Below are 23,843 nucleotides of genomic sequence, written 5' to 3' on the forward strand. Positions count from 1 at the left end.
CAGTTCAGCGCTTGCCGCCGTCGCCCCCGCCCTCGGGGGTGTCGGCGGCTTCGGCGCTCTCGGGTGCGTCGGCGTTCGGCTCGGGCTTGACGAACAGGATGTCGCGGGCCTGTTCGGCCGTCCGGTAGAGGCTCTCGGTGACGAAGTCGAGGAACCGCGCGATGTTCTCCAGCCGGGCGGCGGCCGGGGTGCTGGGGCCGAGCACGGAGACGCCCTCCCGGGCGATGGCGACCACGGCGGAGTTGGCGCGGGCGCTGGCGAGGGTGGCCTGGTACCAGATGTCCTCGTCCAACACGTAGCGCTCGCGGCGCCGGTCGTCGCGCTCGCGGCGGATCATGGTCTGCTCGTCCAGGAAGGCCACCGCCTTGGAGACGGACGCCGGGCTGACCTGGAGCCGCTGGGCGAGTTCGGCCGCGGTGAGGGTGCCCTCGTCGGTGAGCAGCAGCGCGGCGAGCACCCGGGCGGGCATTCGGCTCATCCCGGAGTGCATGAAAACCGTGGTGACGGACTCCTCGTAGGCGCGCACGGCCTCCGGGTCGCGCCCGTCGACGGGCCGGTCGGTGTACGGGTCACGGGGCAGCGCCGCGCGGCGCTGGGCGCGGTGTTCGGTGGCGCGGTGGGCGAGGTCGGCCCGGTAGCCGTTGGGGCCGCCGTTGCGCATGACCTCGCGGGTGATGGTCGAGGTCGGCCGGTCCAGGCGGCGGGCGATCTCGGCGTACGCCAGGTCGTCGGCCAGTCCCAGCGCGATCTGCTGGCGTTCCTGCTGGGTGAGCCTGCCTCCCGGCATCGCGGTCTCCTCGGGTCGATCGGTGCGTGACGCGGTCCAGCATAGCGTTCACCCTTAGCCCATTGCAACGCACGCCTTTCCGTCGTTGCGTTATCTCACGAACCATTGCAACGATTTACTAGCCCTGAGCTGCACAGACACTGATCGATTGCAACAACCTCCTTGCCGACTTCATGAACGCAACGTAGCGTTTCCATCATCAGAAACAACGCGCAGACGGAGTACACGATGCAGAAGTTCGACACCCCCACCACGATCACCGCCGTCATCGACATCCCGGCCGGCCAGCTCCGCCTGATCGCCGCCGACCGCACCGACACCGTCGTCGAGGTGCGCCCCGCGAACCCGTCCAAGGGCCGCGACGTGCAGGCCGCCGAGCAGACCGAGGTGTCCCTCACCGACGGCGTGCTGCGGATCGTCACCGCCGCCTCGAACCACCGCCTGCTCGGCCCGAGCGGCGCGCTGGAGGTGACCGTCCAGCTGCCGTCCGGTTCGCGGGTCGAGGCGAAGGCCGCCGACGCCGAACTGCGCGGCGTGGGACGGCTCGGCGAGGTCTCGTACGAGAGCGCCCGCGGCAAGGTCAAGCTCGACGAGACGGCCGGCGGCCGCCTGAGCCTCCAGGACGGCTCCGTCGAAATCGGCCGGCTCACCGGCTCGGCGCAGCTCGACACCCAGCGCGGCGACCTGACCGTCACCGAGGCGGTGCGCGGCGAACTGACGCTCACCACCCAGTCCGGGTCGATCACCGTCGGCGCCGCCCGCGGCATCTCCGCCTCGCTGGACGCCGGCACCGGCTACGGCCGCATCCACAACGCGCTGCGCAACGCCGACGACGTGCCCGCGCTCGCCATCCGCGCCACCACCAAGAACGGCGACATCACCGCCCGCACGGTCTGACCACCACCCCGCACCGCCCCACCAGCTCAGCGACAGAAGAAGGAGTTCTCCCATGACCGGCCTGGCCATCGCGGCGCAGGGGCTGCGCAAGTCCTACGGGGACAAGACCGTCCTCGACGGCGTCGACCTGTCCGTCCCGGAAGGGACCGTCTTCGCCCTGCTCGGCCCGAACGGGGCCGGCAAGACCACCGCCGTCAAGATCCTCTCCACCCTGATCTCCGCCGGCCCGGGCAGCGGGCCGATCCGGATCGGCGGCCACGACCTGGCCGCCGCCCCGCAGGCGGTGCGCGCCGCGATCGGCGTCACCGGCCAGTTCTCCGCCGTCGACGGCCTGATCACCGGCGAGGAGAACATGCTGCTGATGGCCGACCTGCACCACCTGCCCAAGGCCGAGGGCCGCCGGGTCGCCGCCGACCTGCTGGCCCGCTTCGATCTCACCGAGGCCGCCCAGAAGCCCGCCTCCACCTACTCCGGCGGCATGAAGCGCCGCCTCGACATCGCGATGACCCTGGTCGGCAGCCCGCGGATCATCTTCCTGGACGAGCCGACCACCGGCCTCGACCCGCGCAGCCGGCACGGCATGTGGCAGATCATCCGGGAGCTCGTCACCGGCGGCGTCACCGTCTTCCTCACCACCCAGTACCTGGACGAGGCCGACGAACTCGCCGACCGGATCGCCGTCCTGCACAACGGCGTGATCGCCGCCGAAGGCACCGCCGCGGAACTCAAGCGCCTCGTCCCGGGCGGCCACGTCAGCCTCCGCTTCACCGACCCGGCCGGGTACCGGTCCGCCGCCGACGCACTCGCCGAGGGCGCCCGCGACGACGAGTCGCTGACCCTGCTGGTCCCCAGCGACGGCAGCCAGCGCGCGCTGCGCTCGGTGCTCGACCGGCTCGACGCGGCGGGCGTCGAGGCCGACGCGCTGACCGTGCACACCCCCGACCTGGACGACGTGTTCTTCGCGCTGACCGGCTCACCCGCCGTCCCCGCCGAGTCCGTCCCCGCCGAGTCCGTCCCCGCCCAGTCCGACGCCGCATCCACCGCCCCGGCCGCCGCGGCCGCATCCTCGAAGAAGGCTGTCCGATGAGCTCGTTCGCCCTCGCCGTCCGCGACTCGTCCACCATGCTGCGGCGCAACCTGCTGCACGCCCGGCGCTACCCGTCGCTCACCCTGAACCTGCTGCTCACGCCGGTGATGCTGCTCCTGCTGTTCGTCTATATCTTCGGCAACGCGATGAGCGGCGGCGCCGGCCGCGCCGCCTACGTCGCCTACCTGGTGCCCGGCATCCTGATGATGACCATCGGCTCCACCGTGATCGGCACCGCCGTCTCGATGGCGACGGACATGAACGAGGGCATCGTCGCCCGGTTCCGCACCATGGCCATCCACCGCGGCTCGGTGCTGTTCGGCCGGGTGATCGGCAGCGTGCTCCAGTCGATGCTGAGCGTGCTGCTGGTCGGCGCGGTGGGTGTCGCCATCGGCTTCCGCTCGCACGACGCCACCGTGCTGGAGTGGCTGGCCGCGATCGGCCTGCTGGCGCTGGTCGCGCTCGCCCTCACCTGGATCGCCGTCGGCATGGGCCTGGGCAGCCCCAACGCGGAGGCCGCCAGCAACAGCGCGCTGCCGCTGATCGTGCTGCCGCTGATCTCCAGCGCGTTCGTCCCGCTGCACTCGATGCCCGGCTGGTTCCAGCCGATCGCCCAGTACCAGCCGTTCACCCCCGCCATCGAAACGCTGCGCGGCCTGCTGCTCGGCACCCACATCGGCAACAACTGGTGGATCGCCCTGCTCTGGTGCGCCGCCCTCACCGTGCTCGGCTACGTCTGGTCCCGCTCGCAGTTCGACCGCGAGCCGAAGTAATCGCCCGACCCCGCCCCGGAGCTGACACCACGTCAGCTCTGTCGGCGTTTCCTGGGGCTGTCCCCCCTGAGCTTCCGGGTGGCTGCCCCATCCCGCGGCGCCGCGCGATCGGAAAAGGTGGAGCGACCATCAACCACGGGGAGACCACGCCATGGGCGGCAGACACCGAACGGCACACCGCACCGCGCTACTGGGACTGATCACCCTCCTGCTCGGCCTGCTGATCACCACCCCCGCCACCGCGGCGGACACCCAACTCGACCACACCGCAGTCGAGTTCACCAGCGCCGACGGCACCCGGCTGCACGGCGAACTGATCGCCCCGCACGGCGCGAGCGGCGCCCCCGGACTGGCGATGGTCGCCGGGGCCGGGCCGGTCACCATGGACGAACTGCGGCCCTCCGCCGAGGCCTACGCGGCACACGGCGTCCCCGCGCTGATCTGGGACAAGCGAACGGCCGGCTACTCCACCCTCCAACGGGACTACGGCCGGCTCGCGGACGACGCGCTCGCCGCCGTCCAACTCCTGCGCTCCCGGCCCGAAATCGATCCGAACCGGGTCGGCCTGTGGGGCCTGTCCGAGGGCGCATGGGTGATCACGCTGGCCGCGGGCCGCACCACCGACGTGTCCTTCCTGGTGACCGCGGGCGCGTCCGGCCTCAGCCCGTCCCGCCAGGAGGCCTGGGCGTACGGCGAGTACCTGCGGCACGCCGGGGTCACCGGCTCGCTGGTGCCGACCATGCAGCGCACGCTGATCCGGGAGCTGGCCGCCGCCAAGCTCTTCCCGGAGGCGGACTACGACCCGGTACCGGCCTGGGAGCGGCTCCAGGTACCGGTACTGGCCGAATGGGGGACGCTGGACCGCGAGGCCGTGCCCGCCGAGAGCGAGCGGATCGTCCGGGAGGCCTTGGACCGCGGCGGCAACCGCCACTACACGATCCGCACCATCCCGGACGTCCGCCACAACCTCCGGCGCACCTTCGACGACGGCTTCGACCGGCCGAGCCAACTGCCCAGCGACTACGCCGAGTTCGAGTCCCGCTGGATCACCGGACTGGCCACCGGCCTGCCGCCGGTCACCGTCGACGCCGCCCCCGCGCAGCAGTACGCCAGCCGGCCGCTCGCCCCGCTCCACTGGTACGAGTCGCCCTGGCTGCAGGCCGCACTGACCGCCGTCTGCCTGCTCGGCTTCGCCGGGCACCTGGCCACCGGCGCCGTCCGCCGTCTCCGCCGCCGCCCCGCACCGGCCGGCCTCCCCCGCGCGGCCCGCTGGGCCGCCCTGACCGGCACACTCGCGGTCGCCGGTACGCCGGTCTACCTGCTGTACATGGCGGTCGTGGCAGCCGCCCTGCCCGGACCGGTCCTGCTCGGCCGGCCCGTCCCCTGGCTGGTGCTGCAACTGGCCGCCACGGCCACGGTGGTGGCGGCCGGAGTCACCGTGGCCGCAGCCGTCCGGAACCGCCCGGCGAGCGGCAGCCGGGTCCGGATCGGACTACTGGCGCTCTCGGGCGCGGCGTTCGTCCCGTGGGCGCTGTACTGGGGGCTGCTGCGCCCCTGACCCGCGTCGGGATCAGCCGAACTGGGCCTTCAGCTGGTCGATCACGTTCGACCAGACCGGGTCCAGGACGAGGGTCGTGAGCTGATCGCCGTTGAAAGCCGGCTGCACGATCGGCCCCCCCATCATCGGGGAGTTGTTCGCGCTGGCGGTGACGATGTTGCCGTCGGTGCGGTACAGGGCTGCCGACCACCGGTAGAAATCGCCCGCCGCCGGGGGGAGCTTGACCATCAGCACGCTGCCGTCGGGGCGCTGCGTGACGGTGCAGTTGGACGCCCCGTCGCAGGTCGGATTCGGCTGGTACGTCGTCCCGGGCGCCATTCCCGGCATGTGGCTGATCTCGAGGCGGATGTCGGTGCCCTCCACCGGGCTCTTCGCGTCGTCGACGAGAAGCATCGTCGTCGCGACCCGGTACCGCACGCCCGATCCGGGCGCCGGGTCCGGATCGTCGTAGCTGTTGGCGATCCGGTAACCGGCCGGGATCCGCGCCGTGAGCAGCTCCTTCACCCTCGGGTCGAGGACCGGGCTGTTGCTGGTCTTGGTCGACGGCGTGCCGGAGGGCTTGCTCACCTCCGACGGCGTGCCGGACGGCTTGGCCGACCCCGAAGGCTTGGTCGACGGCTCCCCCGAGGGCTTGGACGACCCCGAAGGTGTGCTGGACGGCTTGGACGACGCCTCCGGCCCGGACGCGGCAGCGGCGGCCGGCCCGATGCCCGTGGTGGTGGCCCCCGGGCCGCCGATGAAAAGCGTCCCCATCGCGAGCGCGCCGACGGCGACGGCCGTGCCGGTCACGGTGGCGGCACGCAGCCGCTTGCTGCGGCGGCCCCGGCGCAGCAGGTCCGCCGTGGGTGCGGAGCCGGGCGGGAGCTGGCGGTCCGCCAGCACCTCCAGCGCGTGCGACAGGTCCTCATGGTCGTTGGTGCTCATGGGCTGACAGCCTCCTCGTTCTTCGACCGGTTCTTCGGAAGTGCCGTGCGCAGCCGGGCCATGGCCCGGGAGTGCTGGCTCTTGACGGTGCCGACGGAGCAGCCGAGAACGCTGGCGGTGTCCTTCTCCGACAGGTCCTCCAGGTGCCGAAGCACCACCACCGCACGCTGCCGGGTGGGCAACGAGCGCAGGGCACGGTGCAGTTCGTCCGTCTCGCCGTACTCGTCGCCGGCCCTACCGGGCAGGTCCGGCAGCTCGGCGGTGAGGGTCTCCCGGCGTCGCCGACGCCACCAGCTGACGTGGCCGTTGACGAGCATCCGCCGCAGGTAGGCGTGCGGGTCGTCGGTGGCCATCCGGTGCCAGCGGACGTAGAGCTTCACCAGGCAGTCCTGGAGCAACTCCTCGCCGCGGAGCCGGTCCCCGGTGATCAGGGTGGCCGTCCGTAGATGTCGCGGCCAGGCGGCCGCGACGAAAGCGGTGTAGAGGTCGTCCTCGGTTCCTCGCGTCACACCGACCACACGCCCGAGCCCGTCCGAAAGGTTGTCAGCTCTTCCGATCGATTCTCCGGTCAGTCGGCGCGGGTGCGCAGCCGACGGACGGCGAGGACGGCGGCAAAGGCGGTGAGCAGGGCGAACAGGGCGCTCTCGACGACCTGGAAGGTCCAGTAGCGGTCGGCCGGCTGCTGGGTGATCTCCACGTGGATCCGGTGGTCGGCGAGGCAGCGGGGCAGGTCGGCGAGCGAACTGTGGTCCATGCAGTCCTGGAACCAGTCACTGTGCCCGACGGGTGCGCCGCTCTCGTCGAGGATCGCGCTGGTGTCGATCACCCACGGGCCGCCGGGGACGCGCAGGCCACCGATGTCGCCGTAGGTGCCGATCTTGCTGAGGTTGGCGACGATCGGCGCGGTCAGCTGCACACTGGTCCGCTCGGGCGCCTGGTAGTGCGGCCGGACCAGGGCCGGAACGGCCAGCTGGACGGCGGTGAACACGGCGAGCGTCGCGGCCATCGCCGGCACGGTCCGACGCAGGTGCAGCCCGAAGGTGGCCCCGAGCACGGACGCGAAAGCGGCGTACGCGGCGGGCACCAGCCCGTGCGAAGCAAAAGCCACCGGCTCGAAGCGCGCACCCTCGACGGCGACGACGGGGCCGGTGGCCCAGCCCAGCAGCAGCGAGACGAGCGCGACGGCGAGCGTGCAACTGCCGCCCACCACCGCCAACTTGACCGCCAGCCAGCGGCGGCGGGTGATGCTCTGGTTCCACACCAGCCGGTGCGTACCGGCCTCGAACTCGCGGGCGACCAGCGGCGCACCGCAGAACACGCCGAGGACGACGGGCAGCACCAGCAGCAGATAGCCGAGCAGGTCGGTGCGCAGCCGGTAGCGGTCGGCGAAAGCCCCGAGCGGGCCGGCACAGTCCCGGCCACCGCAGTGCGCGAGGACGTCCTGGTGGGCGTGCTGGATGTCGAGGCCGAGCAGCAGCAGGTAGCCGCCCAGCAGGAGCAGCGCGGCCAGACCGATCAGGGCCTGGGTGCGGAACTGGCGCCAAGTCAGCCAGATCATCGACGGGCCTCCGGTCGGGCGGCGGCCGGCTGCCCGGGGCGGGCGGCGCGGGCCAGGTGGGCGAGGACGAGTTCTTCCAGGTCGGGCGCAGTGACGGTGAACGGCCCGTCGGGCAGCGGCCGTTCGAAACGAACCAGCGCGGTCGCCGGGTCGGTGCGGGTGAGCACCGTGACGTCCGCCGGGAGCGCGTCGAGGTCGGCGGGCCGGCCGGTCACCCGGGCGTGCTGAGCGATCAACGGCTCTATGTCGCCGTGCAGTTGGACCCGACCGCGGGCCAGCACCACCAGGTGGTCGCAGACCCGGGCGACGTCAGGCAGGGCGTGCGAGGAGAGCAGGGCGGTGGCGCCGAGTTCGGTGACGGACTCCATCAGGTGGTCCAGGAAGGCGTGCCGGGCCAGCGGGTCCAGGGCGGCGGCGGGCTCGTCCAGGATCAGCAGGTCGGGGCGCTTCGCGGCGGCCACGGTCAGCGCGAGCTGGGCGCGCTGACCGCCGGACAGCCGTCCGCCCTTCTGCCGGGGGTCCAACTCGGAGCGGGCAAGCCTGCGTTCGGCGAGCGCGGCGTCCCAGCGCGGGTTGAGGCGGGCGCCGAGCCGCAGGTGCTCGGCGACGGTGAGGTCCGGGTAGACCGGAGTGTCCTGGGCGACGTACCCGACCCGGGCCAGGTGGTCGGGGCGGGTGCCGGGCTCGGTGCCGTGCACCAGGATCCGCCCCGAGCTCGGGCCGATCAGCCCGCAGGCCAGCTGCATCAGCGTGGACTTGCCGGCGCCGTTGGGCCCGACCAGGCCGACCACCCGACCCGCCGGAATGCTCAACTCGACGTCGGCGAGCGCGAGTCGGCGCCCGTACCGCTTGCCGAGCCCGACGGCCTCCAGCACCGGCGTCACCACTGTCCGTCCTCCGCTTCCTGCTCGGCGCGCCGCGCCCGCCAGGCCCGCACCAGGCGGTACCCGCCCCAGCCGAGCGCGATCAGCACGCCCAGTTGGAGCGCCCACCAGGCGTAGAGCAGCGGGCTGCGTTCGGTCTTCTCGGCCACCGCGAGCAGCGCGGCACCGGCCAGTGATGTGGTCATGGGCCCACGCTGCCGTTCGGCGGCAGCCGCCCACAGCGGCCGAAGGTACGGTCCGGACGGGAACGGGGTCGTACTTTCGGCCGGTTCGCGGCGGCCGCGGATTCCCCTACCGTGGCGGCCGTGAGGCGAACGGCGATAGTGGGGAACGCGGTGCTGGGCGCGGGATTCGCGCTGGTACTGCTGGTGATGGCCGCGCAGTACGCGGCGCAGGGCCGGGTATGGGCGCTGGACGCGGCGACCGGCGCCGTGGTGTGCGCGCTGGCGCTGGGCCGGGAGCGGCACCGGGGCGCGGCGGCGGCCCTCGGCCTGGCCGTGGCCGGTGCGGCGGCGCTGATCGCGCGGGAGGCGGGACTGCCCGGGGAGCCCGGCGCGGCAGCCGTGTTGGGCCTGCTGGTGCTCGGCGGATCGGCGGTGCGGACGCTGCCGTGGCGTCCGGCAGCGGCCCTCGGCGCGGCAGGACTGGCCCTGATGACGGCGGGCCTGCTGGCGGCCCCCGCCCCGGCCACCTCGTTCCGGATCGGCATCGAGGTGTGGGCGCTGGCCCTCGCCGCCGGCCTCGGCCTACGGCTCCTCGACCACCGCCGCAGGGCCGCCGCCGAGTCCGTCCGCCGGGACGAACGACTGGCGCTGGCCCGCGAGTTGCACGACCTGGTGGCCCACCACATCACCGGCGTCGTGGTCCAGACCCAGGCCGCCCGGATCGTCGCCCGCAAACGCCCCGAGCAACTGGACGAGACCCTCGCCGGCATCGAGACGGCAGGCGCCGACGCCCTGTCCGCGATGCGCCGCGTGGTCGGCCTGCTGCGGGCCGCCGACGACACCCCGGGAACGGCGCCCACCACCCCCGGCACCGCCGAACTCGCCGCCCTGGTACGGCGGTTCGACGACCACGGGCCCGCCGTCCAACTGCACCTCCCGGACCAGAACGCCACACCCTGGCCACCGGAGGTCGCCACCACCGTGCACCGCATCGTCCAGGAGTCGCTCACCAACGTCGCCCGGCACGCCGCCCACGCCCGCACCGCCCAGGTCACCGTCGCCCACCCGCCCGGCACCCTCACCGTCACCGTCACCGACGACGCCCCACCCGGCCACACCCGCCACCTCCGCCCGGTCGGCTTCGGCCTCCTCGGCATGCGCGAACGCGTCGAAGCCCTCGGCGGCACCTTCACCGCCGGCCCCGCCCCCACCGGCGGCTGGACCGTCCACGCCGAACTCCCCGTCCCCACCGGCGCCGCCCGATGACCATCCGCGTCCTGCTCGCCGTCGCCCGAGACCGGCAGCCCACCCAACTCGGCTCCCTCCAACGCAACTTCACCGCCGCCCCCGGCCAGAACGGCGCCGCCCGATGACCATCCGCGTCCTGCTCGCCGACGACCAGGCAATGATCCGCGGCGGCCTGCGCCTGATCCTGGAGGACCAGGACGACATCACCGTGGTCGGCGAGGCCGCCGACGGCCCCGAGGCGGTCGAACTCGCCCGCCGGCTGCGCCCCGACGTCTGCCTGGTCGACATCCGGATGCCCGGCCTGGACGGCATCGACGTCACCCGCGCACTGGCCGGCCACGGCGTCCAGGACCCGCTGCGGGTGGTCGTCGTGACCACCTTCGACCTCGACGAGTACGTCCACGGCGCGCTGCACGCCGGCGCGGTCGGGTTCGTGCTCAAGGGCGCCGCACCGGCCCTGCTGATCGAGGCGGTTCGCGCCGCGCACGCCGGCGACGCCCTGATCTCGCCCTCCCTCACCCTCCGTCTGCTGCGCGGCCTCACCACCCCCACCGCCCCGGCCGCCGCCCCGCCCGGCCGGCCGCTCTCCGCCCGCGAGACCGAGGTGGTCCGCGCCATCGCCCGGGGCCGCACCAACCAGGAGATCGCCGCCGACCTGTTCATCACCCTCAGCACCGTCAAGAGCCACCTGACGGCCGTCCAGCAGAAGCTCGGTGCCCGCAACCGGGTCGAGATCGCCGCCTGGGCCTGGCAGCACAAGCTGATGGGCCACCCCTGACGCCCTGACGCCTCCCTGGGCCCACACTCCGGGTCCGATCGGGGTCCGCCCCGGATGACCCGACGGCAGCCGAGCGAAAGACTTCTCCACGTCAACAGGCAGAACGGGAACGGACGTTGGGGGACACGGGGATGCACGCGAACACCACGGGACGCAAGCTGGCAGGCACGGCCGCGATCGGCGCGATGGTCGTCGCCCTCACCGCCGGAACCGCCTCCGCCGCACCCGCCACCACCGCCACACCCCCGAACGCGGCCGCGCTCCGCGCCTCCATCGCGGGCTATCCGAACGACCAACTCACCAGCGCCGTCGCCCTGGTGGGCGGCGACACCGGCCGCTGGTCCGGCACCTCCGGCACCGGCGACCCGGCCACCGGCCGCCCGGTGAAGGCGGACGGCCGGTTCCGGATCGGCAGCATCTCCAAGGTGTTCACCGCGACCGTCCTGCTCCAGCTGGCCGCCGAGCACCGCGTCGACCTGGACGGCACCGTCCAGCAGTACCTGCCCAACGCCCTGCCGAAGGGCTACCCGGCTGTCACCGTACGGCAGTTGCTCAACCACACCTCCGGCCTGCCGACCGGCGGCGACCTGGGCGAGGACGACGGCAGCGAGGCCTGGTTCGCCGCCCACCCGGGCGCGCGTTGGAGCCCCGAGCAGGTGGTCGCCGAGGCGATGACGCACCCGAAGGAGTTCATGCCCGGAGCCGCCCAGGAGTACAACGGCACCAACTACTTCGTGGCGGGCCTGGTGATCGAGAAGGTCACCGGCCGCAGCTTCGCGCAGGAGGTCAACGACCGGATACTGCGCCCGCTCGGCCTCCACCACACCTCGGCACCCGCCGCCGCCGACACCTCGCTGCCCGACCCGACGGCCCACGCCGTGCTCGCCGTCCCCCGCCCCGACGGCGGCACCACCCTCGCGGACGTCACCCGGCAGAGCCCGTGGCCGTGGGCCGAGGGCGGCATGATCTCCACCGCGCCCGACCTGGAGCGTTTCATGTCCGCGCTGCTGCACGGCGAGCTGCTGCCGCCCGCCCAGCAGGCCGAACTGTTCGCCGTCCCGGACGTCCCGAACTTCCGCAACCACAACTGCGACATCGGCCCCACCGCCGGAAGGGCCTGCTTCAGCACCGCCCTGATGCGCTTCTCCCCCGCCCCGGGCGTCGAGTTCTGGGGCAAGACCGGGACCAGGCCGGGTTACTCCAGCGGCGTCTTCGCCACCCGTGACGGCTCCCGCGACCTGGTCTACTCCTTCACTCCCACCAGCCGCTTCGGCGCCCCGTTCGCCGCCCAGTACCGGGTCTTCTCCGCCGCGTTCGACCTGCCGGCGAACTGACCCCCTGCGACACCGGGCTGCCGCCCCTGACCCGCACCGGGGCCAGACCTCGGGGGCGGCTCAGGGTCCGTCCCGGATGACCGGGCCGCGCCCCCCACGGAACACTGATCAACGTCAACAGGCACAGCAGAAACAAAAGTTGGGGGACACGGGGATGCGCGCGAAGACCATGGGACGCAAGCTTGCGGGAACGGCCGTGATCGGCGCGATGGTCGTCGCACTCGCCGCCGGAACAGCCTCGGCCGCGCCCACCACCACCGCCACGCCTCCGAACGCGGCCGCGCTCCGCGCCTCCATCGCGGGCCTGCCGAACGACCAACTCACCAGCGCCGTCGTGCTGGTGAACGGCGACGGCGGCCGCTGGTCCGGCACCTCCGGCACCGGCGACCCGGCCACCGGCCGCCCGGTGAAGGCCGACGGCGAGTTCCGGATCGGCAGCATCACCAAGGTGTTCACCGCCACCGTGCTCCTCCAGCTCGCCGCCGAGCACCGCGTCGACCTGGACGGCACCGTCCAGCAGTACCTGCCCGACGCCCTGCCGGACGGCTACCCGGCCGTCACCGTACGGCAGTTGCTCAACCACACCAGCGGTCTGCCGAACGGCCTGGGGCAGTTCCCCGACGACGGAACCCCGGAGTGGTTCGTCGCCCACGCGAGCGACAGCTTCACCCCGCAGGAAGTGGTCAGGCGGATCATGGCCAACCCGAAGCAGTTCGAGCCGGGCACCGCGCAGCAGTACAACGGCGTCAACTACTACCTGGCCGGCATGGTGATCGAGCAGGTCACCGGCCACAGCTACGGCCAGGAGGTCAACGCCCGGATCCTGCGCCCGCTCGGCCTGCACCACACCCGGGTGCCCGACGTCGCCGACACTTCGCTGTCCAACCCGAGCGCGCACGCCGTCCTCGCCGTCACCCGCCCGGACGGCAGCACCGGCCTGGCGGACGTCACCCGGCAGAGCCCGTGGCCGTGGGCCGAGGGCGGCATGATCTCCACCGCGCCCGACCTGGACCGCTTCATGTCCGCACTGCTGCACGGCAAGCTGCTGCCGCCCGCCCAGCAGGCCGAACTCTTCGCCGTCCCCCATGTCCCGAACAACCAGAACGACCACTGCGACATCGGTCCCACCTCCGGCTGGGCCTGCTTCAGCACCGGCCTGATGCGCTTCTCCCCCGCCCCCGGCATCGAGTTCTGGGGCAAGACCGGCAGCCGCCCCGGGTACACCAGCGCCGTTCTCGGCACCCGCGACGGCTCCCGCGACCTCGTCTACTCCTTCACCCCGACCTCCCGCCGCGGCGCCTCCTCCGAGTCGCAACTCCGCGTCGCCGCCGCCGCGTTCGACCTGCCGACCGGCTGACCCCGGCACGCGAAAGGGCCCGCACCGTCCAAGCGGTGCGGGCCCTTGCCGTGGCGTCAGCTCGCGGCGAGCAGCTCCAGGCTGTCGATGACCCGGTGCGAGAAGCCCCACTCGTTGTCGTACCAGGCGACCACCTTGACGTGGCGGCCGTCGACCCGGGTGAGCTCCGAGTCGAAGATCGAGGACGCCGGGTTGCCGACGATGTCGGACGAGACCAGCGGGTCCTCCGAGTACTCCAGCACGCCAGCGAGCTTGCCGCCGGCGGCCTCCCGGTAGGCGGCGAGCACCTCCTCGCGGGTGACGTCGCGGGAGACGGTGGTGTTCAGCTCGACGATCGAGCCGACCGGGATCGGCACCCGGATCGAGTCGCCGGACAGCTTGCCGTCCAACTGCGGCAGCACCAGACCGATCGCCTTCGCGGCACCGGTGGTGGTCGGCACGATGTTGACGCCGGCGGCGCGGGCCCGGCGCGGGTCGCGGTGCGGACCGTCCTGGAGGTTCTGCTCCTGCGTGTAGGCGTGCACGGTGGTCATGAACCCGTGCTCGATGCCGGCCAGTTCGTCGAGGACGGCGGCCAGCGGCGCCAGCGCGTTGGTGGTGCAGGACGCGTTGGAGACGATGGTGTGCACGGCCGGGTCGTACGCCTCGGTGTTGACGCCGTAGGCGAGCGTGACGTCGGCACCGTCGGACGGCGCGGACACCAGGACCTTCTTCGCGCCGGCGGTCAGGTGCGCCCGGGCCGCCTCCGCGGAGGTGAACCGGCCGGTGGCCTCCAGCACGATGTCCACACCGAGCTCGGCCCACGGCAGGTCGGCCGGGTTGCGCTCGGCGAGCACCTTGATCCGGCGGCCGTCCACCACCAGGACATCACCCTCGACGGTCACCGGGCGCCCGAGCCGGCCCGAGGAGCTGTCGTACGCCAGCAGCCGGCCCAGCGCGGTCGGCTCGGTCAGGTCGTTGACGGCAACGACCTCCAGCTTGCTGTCACGCTCCAGCAGGGCGCGCAGCACGTTGCGTCCGATGCGGCCGAATCCGTTGATGGCGATGCGGGTCATGGCAGGTGCCCTTCTGTCCTTCTGAGCGGGGTGGACTCCTCCACTTTCGCTCGCGGACCGGGCCGGTGGCAGTGGCGTCCGTGCCACGGTTCGAAAGGATCGTGCCAACCACCGCACCCAACGGGAAAACGCTTTCCCTCCGCGCCCAGAAACCGCTTTCCTACCGCTTCCCCGCCGCCGGAAAGCCCCTTCCCCCGCCTCCCCCGCCGCCGCCAAGCGCCTCCCCTCCGCCTCCTCCGCGACCGGCAAACGCCTCCCTCCGCCTCCCCCGCCACCGGCAAACGCCTTCCCCCGCCTCCCCCGCCACCGCCAAGCGCTTCCCCTCCACCTCCCCCGCCACCGGCAAACGCCTTCCCCCGCCTCCCCCGCCACCGGCAAACGCCTCCCCTCCACCTCCCCCGCCACCGGCAAACGCCTTCCCTCCGCCTCCCCCACCGCCGCCAAGCGCTTCCCCTCCGCCTCCCCGCCCCCGGCAGCCTCCCCCGCCGCCGACAAACGCCTCCCCTCCACCTCCCCCGCCGCCGACAAACGCCTCCCCTCCGGGAACGGAAAGCGCTTTCACTCCCCCTTGGTGAACGTCCGCCGGTACTCGCTCGGCGTGGTCCCGAGGATCTGCTGGAAGTGCGTACGCAGATTCGCGCCGGTACCGAGTCCGGTCTCGGCGGCGATCCGCTCGACGCTCCGCTCGGAACGTTCGAGCAGCTCCCGGGCCAGATCCACCCGCGCCCGCAGCACCCACTGCATCGGTGTGTACCCGGTGTCCTCGACGAACCGCCGGGAGAACGTGCGCGGCGAGACCGCGGCGTGCCGGGCCAGCGTCCGCACCGTCAGCGGCTCGTCCAGCCGGTGCAGCGCCCACTCCCGGGTGGCGGCGAACCGCTCCCCGATCGGTTCCGGCACGCTGCGCGGCACGTACTGCGCCTGCCCGCCGCTGCGGTACGGCGCGGCCACCAGCCGCCGCGCGGTGTGGTTGGACGCGGCCACCCCGAGGTCGCGGCGCAGCATGTGCAGACACAGGTCGATGCCGGACGCCGCGCCCGCCGAGGTGAGCACGCTGCCCTCGTCCACGAACAGCACGTTCTCGTCCACCCGCACCCGCGGATACTTCGCTGCCAGCGCCCGGGTGTAGTGCCAGTGCGTGGTGGCCCGGCGGCCGTCCAGCAACCCGGTGGCGGCCAGCGCGAACGCCCCGGTGGAGATCGCCGCCAGCCGGGCCCCGCGGGCGTGCGCCGCGCACAGCGCCTCGACCACGGCGGCCGGCGGGTCGTCCCGGTCGGGGTGCCGGTAGCCGGGGACGAACACCGACTCCGCCCACTCCAGCGCCTCCAGCCCGTGCGCCACGTGGTACGACAGCCCGTCCCCGCCCGCCACCAGCCCGGGCGCCGACCCGCACACCCGCACCTCGTACGGCATGCTCGCGCGGGTCGAGAACACCTGCGCCGGGATCCCGACGTCGAGCGGCTTCGCACCGTCCAGGACCAGCACGGCCACGCGGCGCAGACGAGGAGCAGACATCCCTTCAGCCTAGGCGCCCACCCGACCGGCCCCAGGCGACCGGCCGCACCCGACCAGCCCCAGGCGACCGGCCCCGGGCGCCCGGCCCCACCCAACCGGCCCCGGCGCACGCTCAGTCCGCGATGCCGAGAATCTGCCCGACCGTCTCCGGATCCCCCAGGCTGCGCAGCATGCAGTGCGCGACATCGGCCCGGGACACGGCGGAGCCACCGCGCACGTTCCGGCCGTACGCGGTCCGGTAGTCGCGGGTGAGCGCCTTGTCGGTGAGCCGTGGCGGCCGCACCACCGTCCAGTCGAGGCCGCTGGCGAGCACCGCGTCCTCCATCCGGGCCAGGTCCGCGTAGTGCGCGCGCAGCACCCGCTTCACCAGCGGCGTCAGCAGGTACCGCATCACCGGCCCCTCCCCGGGGTCGTGCCGCGGCGGGTGCGGCCGGTCCGGGGACGGCACGGTGCCGATCGGCGCGGCGCTGACCACCACCAGCCGCCGCACGCCGGTCTGCCGCATCGCCTCGATGACCGTCCGGGTGCCGTGTTCGGCCACCCCGATCCCGGCTTTGCCCACCGCGCCGAGCCCGGACAGCACCGCGTCCGCGCCCTCCACCGCCGCCCGCAGCTCAGCCGCACCGGCGGTCGCCAGGTCGGCCTTCACCACCCGCGCCCAGGGCTGTTCCCCCAGCTTGGCGGGGTTGCGCACCACCGCCGTGACGTCGTGCCCACTCGCCAGCGCCTGTTCCAGCAGCTGCCGGCCGATGCCCCCGGTGGCGGCCAGTACGGTCAGTCTCATCCTTCGCCCCTTCTCTCCCACACAGCCCAACGGCCTCGATCGCCTTGACGCCGCCGCCCGGCACGTTGTGACACGCCACCCGCCCAACCCGCCCCGCCGAACGCAAAACACCGAACGCAGAACGCAGAACGCAAAACGCCAAGAGGCCCGCACACCTGACACTCTGTCAGCTGCGCGGGCCCCTCGACGTGCTCCAGGCCTCAGCCCATGCTCTTCGCCCCGTCGATCGCCTCCCGGATGATGTCGGCATGCCCGGCGTGGTGGACGGTCTCGGCGACGATGTGCATCACGGTGCGGCGGGCGGACCAGCTCTCCTTCTGGTTGAACCAGGGGGCGGCGGGCAGCGGGTGCGACGCGCCCAGGTCGTCGAGGCCCGCCACCAGCTCGTCGGTGGCGGCGGCCACGGCCTCGTACGCGGCGAGCACGCCGGCCAGGGTCTCGCCGGGGAGCATCCGGTACTCCTGGGCGCGGCGCTCGTAGTCGGCCTCGGTGAAGTTCATGAAGTCGGGCATCGCGGACGTACCGAACTCGATGAACCCGGCCCAGGTCCGCTCCCCCGAGGTGACGTGCTTGATCAGGCCGCCGATGCACAGCTCGCTGACGGTGCTGCGGTGCCCGGCCTGCTCGTCGGTCAGGCCGCGGGCGGTCAGCCGCAGGAAGTGCCGAGCCGCGCGAAGCCCCGCCACCAGGTCGGCCTTCTCTCCGGTCAGCCGCTCGTCCGTGATGGTGGCCGCGGGGTACTCGCTGACGGTGGTCTCGACGGTCTCGGTCATCGTCTCGCCTCTCGATAGCAACTGTGCTTCTCCACACCGGAGTTCAACACCGTTTTCGGCGGTGTCTCGCTCTCTCGTGTTCCACACTAGAAGCCATTCCGGTCAGTTTCCGGCCGCAATTCGAGCAGGATGAACCGCATGGCCGACACCAGTGCCCGCACCCTGCGGCTGCTCACCCTGCTCCAGTCCCACCGCTTCTGGCCGGGCGAGGATCTCTCCGCCCGGCTCGGCATCTCCGCCCGCACCCTGCGCCGCGACGTCGACCGGCTGCGCGAGCTCGGCTACCCGGTGGAGGCCCGCCGCGGCGTGGACGGCGGCTACCAGCTGGCCGCGGGCGCCGCGCTGCCGCCGCTGGTGATCGACGACGAGGAGGCGGTTGCCCTGGCCGTCGGCCTGCAGGCGGCGGCCGACGGCGCGGTGGAGGGCCTGGCCGAGGCCTCGGTGCGGGCGCTGGCGAAGGTGGTGCAGGTGATGCCGGCCCGGCTGCGCCGCCGGATGGAGGCGCTGCGCACCGTCACGGTCCCGGCCGGCTGGCGCGGCGACGGCGGCAACGACGCCCGGATCGACCCGGACGCCCTCACCGCCGTCGCGCTGGCCTGCCGCGACACCGAGCGGCTGCGCTTCCAGTACGGCACCGCCGACGGCCGCGCCGGCGAACGCCACACCGAGCCGCACCACCTGGTCCGGCTGGGACGGCGCTGGTACCTCGTCGCCTACGACCTCACCCGGCACGACTGGCGGACCTTCCGCCTGGACCGGCTCACCGCCCCCGCACCGACCGGCGCCCACTTCCTCCCCCGCACCCTCCCGGCCACCGACGCCGCCGAGTTCGTCCGGGCCGGCCTGTCCGGCCAGTCCCGCCCGCACCGCGTCGAAGTGCTGCTCGACGCCCCCGCGGAGACGGTCCGGCAGCGGATCGGGACCTGGGCAGAGATCGAGGAGCTGGACGAGGACCGCTGCCGGATCCTGATGAACTCCGAGTCGCTCGACTGGCCCGCGATGGCCATCGGCTCGCTGGACGTCGACTTCCGGGTCGTCTCCCCACCCGAACTCACCGCGCTGCTCGCCACCTGGGGCGAACGCTTCACCCGCTGCACCCGCCCCGACCAGCAGGCAGAATCGGCCCCGTGACGACTCAGCAGCTCCTCACCCCCGCCGAGGCCGCCGAAGTCTCCGGCTTCAGCCTGGACACCCTGCGCTACTACGAACGCATCGGCCTGCTCACCGCCATCACCCGCGCCACCAGCGGCCACCGCCGCTTCACCCCCGACGACCTGGCCTGGCTGGGCATCCTGCGCTGCCTGCGCGACACCGGCATGCCCATCGCCGGCATGCGCCGCTACGCCGAACTCGCCCGCACCGAAGGCCCGGCGAGCCTCCTCGACCGCATCGCCCTGCTGGAACAGCACGACACCGCCGTCAACGACCACATCGCCCTGCTGGAACGCCAACGCGCCCACCTGCGCGAGAAGATCGACTGGTACCGCAGCCTCCTCCCCGCCGGCTGAGACCCGTCAGCCCATCGTTCGCTGCCCGTCCAGGGCCTCGCGGAGGATGTCGGCGTGCCCGGCGTGCTGCGCGGTCTCCGCGACGATGTGCAGCAGGACCCGGCGGACGCTCCACTCCGCGCCGGGTTCGAACCAGGGCGCGGACGGCAGCGGGTGTTCGCTGTCGAGGTCGAGGGTGGTGACCAGGCCGTCGGTGTGTTCGGCGACGGCCCGGTAGCGTTCGAGCAGGACGTCCAGGGTCTCGCCGGGCAGCATCCGGAACTGGTCGGCCCAGGCTTCGGCGTCCTGCGGCGCGCCCTCGGCACGCATCGCCTCGGCGCCGCCGACGGCGAACCGCATCCAGCGTTCCTCGACCCCGGCGACGTGCTTGATCAGCCCGCCGAGGGTGAGTTCGCTGACGGTGGTGCGCTGCTGGGCCTGCTCGTCCGTCAGGCCGCGGACGGTGTAGCGCAGGAAGCCGCGGTGCTTGTCGAGCGTGCTGAGCAAGTCGGCGCGTTCGCCGGTGAGTTCGGGCCGTGGGGTGACCATCGGTTCAGGACACCTCCACCGTGGCCGGCATCTCGCCCTCGGCGGCGGCCGGGTCGATCAGCGAGAACGCCGCGCCCTGCGGGTCCACGAAGGACGCGAACCGCCCGAACGGGGTGCTCATCGGCCCGAACACCTTCTGCCCGCCGGCCTTGGCGACCCGCTCGACCGCCGCGTCGCAGCCGTCCACCACGAAGTACACGCTGATGAACGACGGTACCTGCGCGGGCACTTCGGGCGTCATGCCCATCGAGCCGAGCACCGGCACCTCGCCGAGGCTGAAGACCCGGTAGTCGACCTCCTCGTCGGCGAGCTTCCGGACGCCGTAGGAGAACACCTTCGGGAAGAAGGCGTTGGCGGCGGCCGGGTCCCGGGTGAACACCTCCGCCCAGCCGTAGCTGCCTGGCACGTCGCGCAGTTCGAAGCCGGTGTGCTCACCGGCCTGCCAGATGCCGAACACCACGCCGGCCGGGTCCTTGGCGAGCGCCATCGAGCCGAAGGTGCCGACCTTCATCGGCTCCAGCAGCAGGGAGCCGCCGGCCGCCCGGATCCGCTCCGCGGTGGCCCCGACGTCCGGCGAGGCCAGGTAGAGCACCCAGGCGGACTGTCCGGGGCCCTGCCCGGGCATCGGCGGGACGATCGCGGCGACCGCCTTGCCGTCCCGGTACGCCTGCGTGTAGTTGCCGTACTCGGTGGAGGATTCGCCGAACGTCCAGCCCAGCACGTCACCGTAGAACTTCTTGGCGCCCTCCAGGTCGGTGAACATCGCGTCCGCCCAGACCGGGGTGCCTTCGGGTTGCGCAGCCATGGTGCATCTCGCTCCGCTGTCGGGAATCGGGGATCCGCGGCGCGCCGAAGAGCCGGCCCGCGGACAGAAGCACATGCAGTGCCACGCTAACCAGCTACCCGCCCCGCCACCACACGACGGCCCTTCACCACCCGCGAACCGCAGACGACCGTTGCACGGCAGTGACGATGCCCGCACGGATCGAGGTCATCCGGCTGCGAATCTTTGGTCATCACCCGAACGGCGACCTGGTGTCCGTCCGCTCGATCGGCGGGCACGACCACATCTTCGAGCGGAGCAACGACACCCGCCAGGAGCGCGACCTCACCCCGGACGCCCCCGTCAGCTTCACCGAGCCGGTCGTCTCGCACGACGGCACCACCGTCGCCTCCCGCGGCCCGGACGGCGTCCACACGCTGCCCACCAGGGGCGGGACGCCGCAGAAGGTCACCGACCGGGCGGGCCTGCCGACGTTCCGCGGCTGATGCCCCACCTGTCCCGATTCGCCTATTCGGTTTCCACAAACCAAAATTGACGCACTGATAGCCCGAACGGCCCCGGCTTCCGGACTGTTGTCGCTTACTGACAGGATGTGTACGAGGCACATGCCTGTTGGCGGCGGCCCGGTCTTCGGCCGGGCCACCGCCATACGTAGATCCGTTCCGTGGGGGAGTCTTTGATGAGCGAACGCACCCGTCTGCGCCGGTCCGCCGCCGCCCTGCTGGTGGCCGCGGTCACCACCGGGTCGGCCCTGCTGCTGACCGCCTGCGACCCGGAGGGCGGCGACACCGGGGGGACCGCCGCTCCCAGCAGCACTGCCAACAGCCCGTCCTCCGACGCCCCGGGCGGCTCGACGGCCGGTTCGTCCGCGCCCGCCGCCGCGGGCGGCAAGCTGAACAAGACCGCCGGCACCAAGGTGACCGTCAGCACCGGCACCAACACCGTGCTGATGGACGGCAAGGCCGTCGACTTCGGCACCGTGGTCCGCGACCTGGCCTGGTCCCCGGACGGCAAGCACGCCGCGTTCATCGACGGCAGCGGCAACCTGGAGACCTCCGACCCGGACGGCAGCCACAAAACCGTCATCGCCAAGGCCCCGTCCGGCGAGACCTGGTCCCACCCGACCTGGCAGGTGTACGGCCCGGACGAGCCGCACGGCGCCGGCACCTTCCTGCTGTTCACCGCGGACGACAAGAAGGCGCTGAAGCTGCTGTCCGTCGAGGCGAAGGCCAACGCCAAGCCGGCACCGCTGTCGGTCGGCGACTCCGAGGCCGAGAAGCCGCTGCCGGAGGCCGGGAACCAGTGGCCGAACTCGGCCGGCAAGTTCGGCATGACGGTGTACGCCAACAAGACCGACGGCCAGGTCTACTTCCACGACGTGGTCTCCCGCACCAACGGCGGTGTGGTCACCAAGGGTTCGCAGCCCGCGCTCGCCGACGACGGCGAGGTGGTGTTCGTCCGCTCGGTGAACGGCCACGCGCACATCTTCGCCAAGGCGCAGGAGCAGGGCTCCAAGGAGATCGACCTGACGCCGGACGCCACGGTGGACTACACCGAGCCGGCGATCTCGCACGACGGCAAGTCCGTCGCGTTCCGCGGCCCGGACGGCATCTACACCATGCCGACCAAGGGCGGAAAGCCGGACAAGATCACCGACACGGTCGGCCTGCCCGCCTACCGCTCCTGAGACATCCGGGCCAACTCGGCCTGGAGATTCGGGAGTTGCTGCTCGGCCAGGTCGTGCGGCAGGCACTCCACCGGGTCGATGAAGCGGAACAGCACCCGGGTCGGAGTGATCGCGAACTCGTAGTCCTCGAAGCCCACCACGGCACCCAGCTCGCCCCGGGCGGCCCCGCGCACCACGTGCGCGGTCAGGTCGTCCGGGGCCATTTCCTGATCGGCGGTCACCTGGCGACGGGCGTTCGGGCGGCCCAGGTACGGGCAGACCATCGACGCGTACAGCATGCACGCCCGGTGGCCGGGGGCCTCCATGGTGGGCGCCATGTTCCGGTACGGCCGGCCCGCCGCCAGCGCCTCGCCGATCGCGGCCGCCTCCTCCCCGCCGACCACCCGCCACACCGGGCCCCGCGGCATCAGCGTGTTGCACACCGAGCACAGCCGCTCGCGGGCACAGGTGGCGGACCGCTCGTAGTCGGTCAGCCCGAACTGGGGGTGACCGCCCTCCCACGGCGTGATCGCGGGCACCGGGTAGCCGCGCTCGTCACGCGGGCGGGCGGCCACGGCGGGCGGCTTGGGCACGGAGTCAAAACGCATGCCCCATGCCTATCACGCCCTACAGCTCACCCACGCGGTACCGCAAAGTCGGTCAACTCAGCACTTCCCGGGACGAGTTGACCCCACTCCCCGGGCACCTCCAGGACGGCGATCCCGGCCGTGGAGAACTTCTCCCGCAGCCGCTCCAGCGGCTCGCTCTCCCGCTCCCCGGCCAGCGCCAGCACCAGCTCCTGCACCTGCGGCCGGTGCCCGACCAGCATCGCGGTGCGTACCATCGGCGGCAACTCCCGCACCAGGCCGATCAGTTCGTCCACCTCACCGCGGTAGGCCCGGGGCTCCAGGACGAGTTCGGGCGTGCCGCCGAGGGCCGGCTCCGCCAACTCCCAGGTCTGCCGGGTGCGCACCGCCGTCGAGCACAACACCCGGTCCGGCACCAGCGCGTGCGCGGCCAGCCAGCGCCCGGCCGCCGCCGCGTCGGCCCGGCCGCGCTCGGCCAGCGGGCGCAGCTCGTCCGGAACGTCCGGCCAGTCCGCCTTGGCGTGCCGCAGCACGATCAACCGCCGCTGTTGGGTCATCCACCCAGTGTGGCCCGCCCCGCCGGTGGTGTGTTGCGGGACGCGCCGCCGAACGGCGGCTGCCAGGATGGGAATCCCGACCCCTGGAGCCCGCCATGGCGCCCGCCGTCCACCTCGCCCAGCAGGACGACGCCGACGAACTGCTCGGCCGCAGCCCGCTGGCCGCCCTCACCGGCATGCTGCTGGACCAGCAGGTCCCGATGGAGAAGGCGTTCAGCGGCCCGCTGGTGATCGCGCAGCGGATGGGCGCGGACGACCTGGACGCGCACGCCATCGCCGCCGCCGACCCGGAGGCGTTCGCCGCGCTGTTCGCCGAGAAGCCCGCCGTGCACCGCTACCCCGGCTCGATGGCCAAGCGGGTCCAGCAGCTCTGCGCCCACCTGGTCGAGCACTACGACGGCGACGCCGAGGCGGTCTGGCGCGACGCCCCCACCGGCAAGGACCTGCTGACCCGGCTGAAGGCACTGCCCGGCTTCGGCACCCAGAAGGCGCAGATCTTCCTGGCCCTGCTCGGCAAGCAGTACGGCGTCCGCCCGACCGGCTGGCGCGAGGCGGCCGGCGCGTACGGCGAGGAGGGCTGCCACCGCTCGGTCGCCGACATCACCGGCCCGGAGTCGCTGCTGAAGGTCCGCGCCACCAAGCAGGAGGCCAAGCGCGCCGCGAAGGCGGCCAAGGGCTGAGCGGCACCCCCGCACCGCCGGGAAAACCGGACGACACGCCCGGGGCCGCTCGGCTAG

General features: G+C 72.8%; 27 protein-coding genes. 13 read left to right on the forward strand and 14 right to left on the reverse strand.

The features are described from left to right. Positions 1-4: 4 nt before the first annotated feature. The gene (locus ACIHEI_RS06595; protein ID WP_396605892.1) at positions 5-787 is read right to left on the reverse strand and encodes a helix-turn-helix domain-containing protein; all 783 of its coding nucleotides are present in this window, start codon (positions 785-787) and stop codon (positions 5-7) included. A gap of 228 nt (positions 788-1,015) precedes the next feature. Here ACIHEI_RS06595 and ACIHEI_RS06600 point away from each other — a divergent pair, with 228 nt between their 5' ends. From ACIHEI_RS06600 to ACIHEI_RS06615, 4 genes are all read left to right on the forward strand, one after another. Beyond that, entirely contained in the window at positions 1,016-1,684 is a 669-nt protein-coding gene (locus ACIHEI_RS06600; RefSeq protein ID WP_396605893.1) for a DUF4097 family beta strand repeat-containing protein, read from the forward strand. Between the two features lie 52 nt (positions 1,685-1,736). After that, the gene (locus ACIHEI_RS06605; protein WP_396605894.1) at positions 1,737-2,771 is read left to right on the forward strand and encodes an ATP-binding cassette domain-containing protein; all 1,035 of its coding nucleotides are present in this window, start codon (positions 1,737-1,739) and stop codon (positions 2,769-2,771) included. Beyond that, positions 2,768-3,544 carry an ABC transporter permease gene (locus ACIHEI_RS06610; protein ID WP_387639360.1) on the forward strand — a complete coding sequence of 259 codons (777 nt, stop codon included), beginning with the start codon at positions 2,768-2,770 and terminating at the stop codon, positions 3,542-3,544. The genes ACIHEI_RS06605 and ACIHEI_RS06610 overlap by 4 nt, the downstream gene beginning before the upstream one ends. Before the next feature lie 151 nt (positions 3,545-3,695). Next, a complete protein-coding gene (locus ACIHEI_RS06615) occupies positions 3,696-5,102 on the forward strand; it encodes an alpha/beta hydrolase family protein (protein ID WP_396605895.1) in 1,407 nt (468 codons plus the stop codon). Positions 5,103-5,114: 12 nt separating this feature from the next. On the opposite strand, the gene ACIHEI_RS06620 is transcribed toward ACIHEI_RS06615, so the two are convergent. From ACIHEI_RS06620 to ACIHEI_RS06640, 5 genes are read right to left on the reverse strand one after another with little or no spacing between them, the layout of a single operon-like run. Beyond that, positions 5,115-6,026: a hypothetical protein gene (locus tag ACIHEI_RS06620; protein WP_396605896.1), complete on the reverse strand. Its 912-nt coding sequence runs from the start codon at positions 6,024-6,026 to the stop codon at positions 5,115-5,117. After that, positions 6,023-6,535, reverse strand: a complete 513-nt coding sequence (locus ACIHEI_RS06625; RefSeq protein WP_396605897.1) for a SigE family RNA polymerase sigma factor — start codon at positions 6,533-6,535, stop codon at positions 6,023-6,025. The genes ACIHEI_RS06620 and ACIHEI_RS06625 overlap by 4 nt, the downstream gene beginning before the upstream one ends. 59 nt (positions 6,536-6,594) lie before the next feature. After that, complete coding sequence (locus ACIHEI_RS06630) at positions 6,595-7,584, reverse strand: transporter (RefSeq protein ID WP_396605898.1); 990 nt, start codon at positions 7,582-7,584, stop codon at positions 6,595-6,597. After that, positions 7,581-8,468, reverse strand: coding sequence for an ABC transporter ATP-binding protein (locus ACIHEI_RS06635; protein WP_396605899.1), 888 nt, complete (start codon positions 8,466-8,468; stop codon positions 7,581-7,583). Before ACIHEI_RS06635 ends, ACIHEI_RS06630 begins: the two co-directional genes overlap by 4 nt. Continuing rightward, the gene (locus ACIHEI_RS06640; protein ID WP_396605900.1) at positions 8,465-8,653 is read right to left on the reverse strand and encodes a hypothetical protein; all 189 of its coding nucleotides are present in this window, start codon (positions 8,651-8,653) and stop codon (positions 8,465-8,467) included. The genes ACIHEI_RS06635 and ACIHEI_RS06640 overlap by 4 nt, the downstream gene beginning before the upstream one ends. Before the next feature lie 120 nt (positions 8,654-8,773). On the opposite strand from ACIHEI_RS06640, the gene ACIHEI_RS06645 reads away from it, so the two are divergent. From ACIHEI_RS06645 to ACIHEI_RS06660, 4 genes are all read left to right on the forward strand, one after another. Continuing rightward, complete coding sequence (locus ACIHEI_RS06645) at positions 8,774-9,898, forward strand: sensor histidine kinase (RefSeq protein WP_396605901.1); 1,125 nt, start codon at positions 8,774-8,776, stop codon at positions 9,896-9,898. Between the two features lie 103 nt (positions 9,899-10,001). Next, complete coding sequence (locus ACIHEI_RS06650; protein WP_396605902.1) at positions 10,002-10,658, forward strand: response regulator; 657 nt, start codon at positions 10,002-10,004, stop codon at positions 10,656-10,658. A 131-nt stretch (positions 10,659-10,789) separates the two neighbouring features. Beyond that, a complete protein-coding gene (locus ACIHEI_RS06655) occupies positions 10,790-11,992 on the forward strand; it encodes a serine hydrolase domain-containing protein (RefSeq protein WP_396605903.1) in 1,203 nt (400 codons plus the stop codon). 154 nt (positions 11,993-12,146) lie between these two features. Then, positions 12,147-13,349: a serine hydrolase domain-containing protein gene (locus ACIHEI_RS06660; RefSeq protein WP_396605904.1), complete on the forward strand. Its 1,203-nt coding sequence runs from the start codon at positions 12,147-12,149 to the stop codon at positions 13,347-13,349. Positions 13,350-13,405: 56 nt separating this feature from the next. On the opposite strand, the gene gap is transcribed toward ACIHEI_RS06660, so the two are convergent. From gap to ACIHEI_RS06680, 4 genes are all read right to left on the reverse strand, one after another. Further along, positions 13,406-14,404, reverse strand: a complete 999-nt coding sequence (gap, locus tag ACIHEI_RS06665; RefSeq protein WP_387639385.1) for a type I glyceraldehyde-3-phosphate dehydrogenase — start codon at positions 14,402-14,404, stop codon at positions 13,406-13,408. 558 nt (positions 14,405-14,962) lie between these two features. Beyond that, positions 14,963-15,919, reverse strand: coding sequence for a GlxA family transcriptional regulator (locus tag ACIHEI_RS06670; protein WP_392949092.1), 957 nt, complete (start codon positions 15,917-15,919; stop codon positions 14,963-14,965). A 112-nt stretch (positions 15,920-16,031) separates the two neighbouring features. After that, positions 16,032-16,703, reverse strand: a complete 672-nt coding sequence (locus tag ACIHEI_RS06675; protein ID WP_387639390.1) for an NAD(P)-dependent oxidoreductase — start codon at positions 16,701-16,703, stop codon at positions 16,032-16,034. Positions 16,704-16,903: 200 nt separating this feature from the next. Then, complete coding sequence (locus ACIHEI_RS06680) at positions 16,904-17,476, reverse strand: DinB family protein (protein WP_396605905.1); 573 nt, start codon at positions 17,474-17,476, stop codon at positions 16,904-16,906. Positions 17,477-17,614: 138 nt separating this feature from the next. Here ACIHEI_RS06680 and ACIHEI_RS06685 point away from each other — a divergent pair, with 138 nt between their 5' ends. Together ACIHEI_RS06685 and ACIHEI_RS06690 are read left to right on the forward strand one after the other, a co-directional pair. Next, positions 17,615-18,607, forward strand: coding sequence for a helix-turn-helix transcriptional regulator (locus ACIHEI_RS06685; protein WP_396605906.1), 993 nt, complete (start codon positions 17,615-17,617; stop codon positions 18,605-18,607). Beyond that, entirely contained in the window at positions 18,604-18,984 is a 381-nt protein-coding gene (locus ACIHEI_RS06690; protein ID WP_396605907.1) for a MerR family transcriptional regulator, read from the forward strand. The genes ACIHEI_RS06685 and ACIHEI_RS06690 overlap by 4 nt, the downstream gene beginning before the upstream one ends. Before the next feature lie 6 nt (positions 18,985-18,990). On the opposite strand, the gene ACIHEI_RS06695 is transcribed toward ACIHEI_RS06690, so the two are convergent. Together ACIHEI_RS06695 and ACIHEI_RS06700 are read right to left on the reverse strand one after the other, a co-directional pair. After that, on the reverse strand, positions 18,991-19,512 hold the full coding sequence (locus tag ACIHEI_RS06695; RefSeq protein WP_396605908.1) for a DinB family protein: 522 nt from the start codon (positions 19,510-19,512) through the stop codon (positions 18,991-18,993). Between the two features lie 4 nt (positions 19,513-19,516). Beyond that, complete coding sequence (locus tag ACIHEI_RS06700; protein WP_396605909.1) at positions 19,517-20,317, reverse strand: VOC family protein; 801 nt, start codon at positions 20,315-20,317, stop codon at positions 19,517-19,519. Between the two features lie 167 nt (positions 20,318-20,484). Here ACIHEI_RS06700 and ACIHEI_RS06705 point away from each other — a divergent pair, with 167 nt between their 5' ends. Together ACIHEI_RS06705 and ACIHEI_RS06710 are read left to right on the forward strand one after the other, a co-directional pair. Next, the gene (locus tag ACIHEI_RS06705; protein WP_396605910.1) at positions 20,485-20,781 is read left to right on the forward strand and encodes a hypothetical protein; all 297 of its coding nucleotides are present in this window, start codon (positions 20,485-20,487) and stop codon (positions 20,779-20,781) included. Between the two features lie 194 nt (positions 20,782-20,975). Continuing rightward, positions 20,976-21,983, forward strand: a complete 1,008-nt coding sequence (locus ACIHEI_RS06710; RefSeq protein WP_396605911.1) for a hypothetical protein — start codon at positions 20,976-20,978, stop codon at positions 21,981-21,983. On the opposite strand, the gene ACIHEI_RS06715 is transcribed toward ACIHEI_RS06710, so the two are convergent. After that, positions 21,971-22,570, reverse strand: a complete 600-nt coding sequence (locus tag ACIHEI_RS06715; protein ID WP_396605912.1) for a hypothetical protein — start codon at positions 22,568-22,570, stop codon at positions 21,971-21,973. The genes ACIHEI_RS06710 and ACIHEI_RS06715 overlap by 13 nt on opposite strands. A gap of 26 nt (positions 22,571-22,596) precedes the next feature. Continuing rightward, on the reverse strand, positions 22,597-23,106 hold the full coding sequence (locus tag ACIHEI_RS06720) for a SixA phosphatase family protein (protein ID WP_387639413.1): 510 nt from the start codon (positions 23,104-23,106) through the stop codon (positions 22,597-22,599). 95 nt (positions 23,107-23,201) lie between these two features. Here ACIHEI_RS06720 and ACIHEI_RS06725 point away from each other — a divergent pair, with 95 nt between their 5' ends. Further along, the gene (locus ACIHEI_RS06725; RefSeq protein ID WP_387639415.1) at positions 23,202-23,786 is read left to right on the forward strand and encodes an HhH-GPD-type base excision DNA repair protein; all 585 of its coding nucleotides are present in this window, start codon (positions 23,202-23,204) and stop codon (positions 23,784-23,786) included. Positions 23,787-23,843 lie beyond the last annotated feature (57 nt).

The organism is Kitasatospora sp. NPDC051984 (genome assembly GCF_044593455.1).
In the GTDB taxonomy this organism is placed as follows: Bacteria; Actinomycetota; Actinomycetes; order Streptomycetales; family Streptomycetaceae; genus Kitasatospora.

Coding starts and splice junctions, on each gene's coding strand:
- ACIHEI_RS06680 (WP_396605905.1), bottom strand. CDS start 17,476: ATGACCGAGACCGTCGAGACCACCGTCAGCGAGTACCCCGCGGCCACC.
- ACIHEI_RS06725 (WP_387639415.1), top strand. CDS start 23,202: ATGGCGCCCGCCGTCCACCTCGCCCAGCAGGACGACGCCGACGAACTG.
- ACIHEI_RS06715 (WP_396605912.1), bottom strand. CDS start 22,570: ATGCGTTTTGACTCCGTGCCCAAGCCGCCCGCCGTGGCCGCCCGCCCG.
- ACIHEI_RS06655 (WP_396605903.1), top strand. CDS start 10,790: ATGCACGCGAACACCACGGGACGCAAGCTGGCAGGCACGGCCGCGATC.
- ACIHEI_RS06630 (WP_396605898.1), bottom strand. CDS start 7,584: ATGATCTGGCTGACTTGGCGCCAGTTCCGCACCCAGGCCCTGATCGGT.
- ACIHEI_RS06640 (WP_396605900.1), bottom strand. CDS start 8,653: ATGACCACATCACTGGCCGGTGCCGCGCTGCTCGCGGTGGCCGAGAAG.
- ACIHEI_RS06605 (WP_396605894.1), top strand. CDS start 1,737: ATGACCGGCCTGGCCATCGCGGCGCAGGGGCTGCGCAAGTCCTACGGG.
- ACIHEI_RS06595 (WP_396605892.1), bottom strand. CDS start 787: ATGCCGGGAGGCAGGCTCACCCAGCAGGAACGCCAGCAGATCGCGCTG.
- ACIHEI_RS06685 (WP_396605906.1), top strand. CDS start 17,615: ATGGCCGACACCAGTGCCCGCACCCTGCGGCTGCTCACCCTGCTCCAG.
- ACIHEI_RS06620 (WP_396605896.1), bottom strand. CDS start 6,026: ATGAGCACCAACGACCATGAGGACCTGTCGCACGCGCTGGAGGTGCTG.
- ACIHEI_RS06720 (WP_387639413.1), bottom strand. CDS start 23,106: ATGACCCAACAGCGGCGGTTGATCGTGCTGCGGCACGCCAAGGCGGAC.
- ACIHEI_RS06660 (WP_396605904.1), top strand. CDS start 12,147: ATGCGCGCGAAGACCATGGGACGCAAGCTTGCGGGAACGGCCGTGATC.
- ACIHEI_RS06700 (WP_396605909.1), bottom strand. CDS start 20,317: ATGGCTGCGCAACCCGAAGGCACCCCGGTCTGGGCGGACGCGATGTTC.
- ACIHEI_RS06670 (WP_392949092.1), bottom strand. CDS start 15,919: ATGTCTGCTCCTCGTCTGCGCCGCGTGGCCGTGCTGGTCCTGGACGGT.
- ACIHEI_RS06610 (WP_387639360.1), top strand. CDS start 2,768: ATGAGCTCGTTCGCCCTCGCCGTCCGCGACTCGTCCACCATGCTGCGG.
- ACIHEI_RS06600 (WP_396605893.1), top strand. CDS start 1,016: ATGCAGAAGTTCGACACCCCCACCACGATCACCGCCGTCATCGACATC.
- gap (WP_387639385.1), bottom strand. CDS start 14,404: ATGACCCGCATCGCCATCAACGGATTCGGCCGCATCGGACGCAACGTG.
- ACIHEI_RS06710 (WP_396605911.1), top strand. CDS start 20,976: ATGAGCGAACGCACCCGTCTGCGCCGGTCCGCCGCCGCCCTGCTGGTG.
- ACIHEI_RS06650 (WP_396605902.1), top strand. CDS start 10,002: ATGACCATCCGCGTCCTGCTCGCCGACGACCAGGCAATGATCCGCGGC.
- ACIHEI_RS06615 (WP_396605895.1), top strand. CDS start 3,696: ATGGGCGGCAGACACCGAACGGCACACCGCACCGCGCTACTGGGACTG.
- ACIHEI_RS06705 (WP_396605910.1), top strand. CDS start 20,485: ATGCCCGCACGGATCGAGGTCATCCGGCTGCGAATCTTTGGTCATCAC.
- ACIHEI_RS06675 (WP_387639390.1), bottom strand. CDS start 16,703: ATGAGACTGACCGTACTGGCCGCCACCGGGGGCATCGGCCGGCAGCTG.
- ACIHEI_RS06695 (WP_396605908.1), bottom strand. CDS start 19,512: ATGGTCACCCCACGGCCCGAACTCACCGGCGAACGCGCCGACTTGCTC.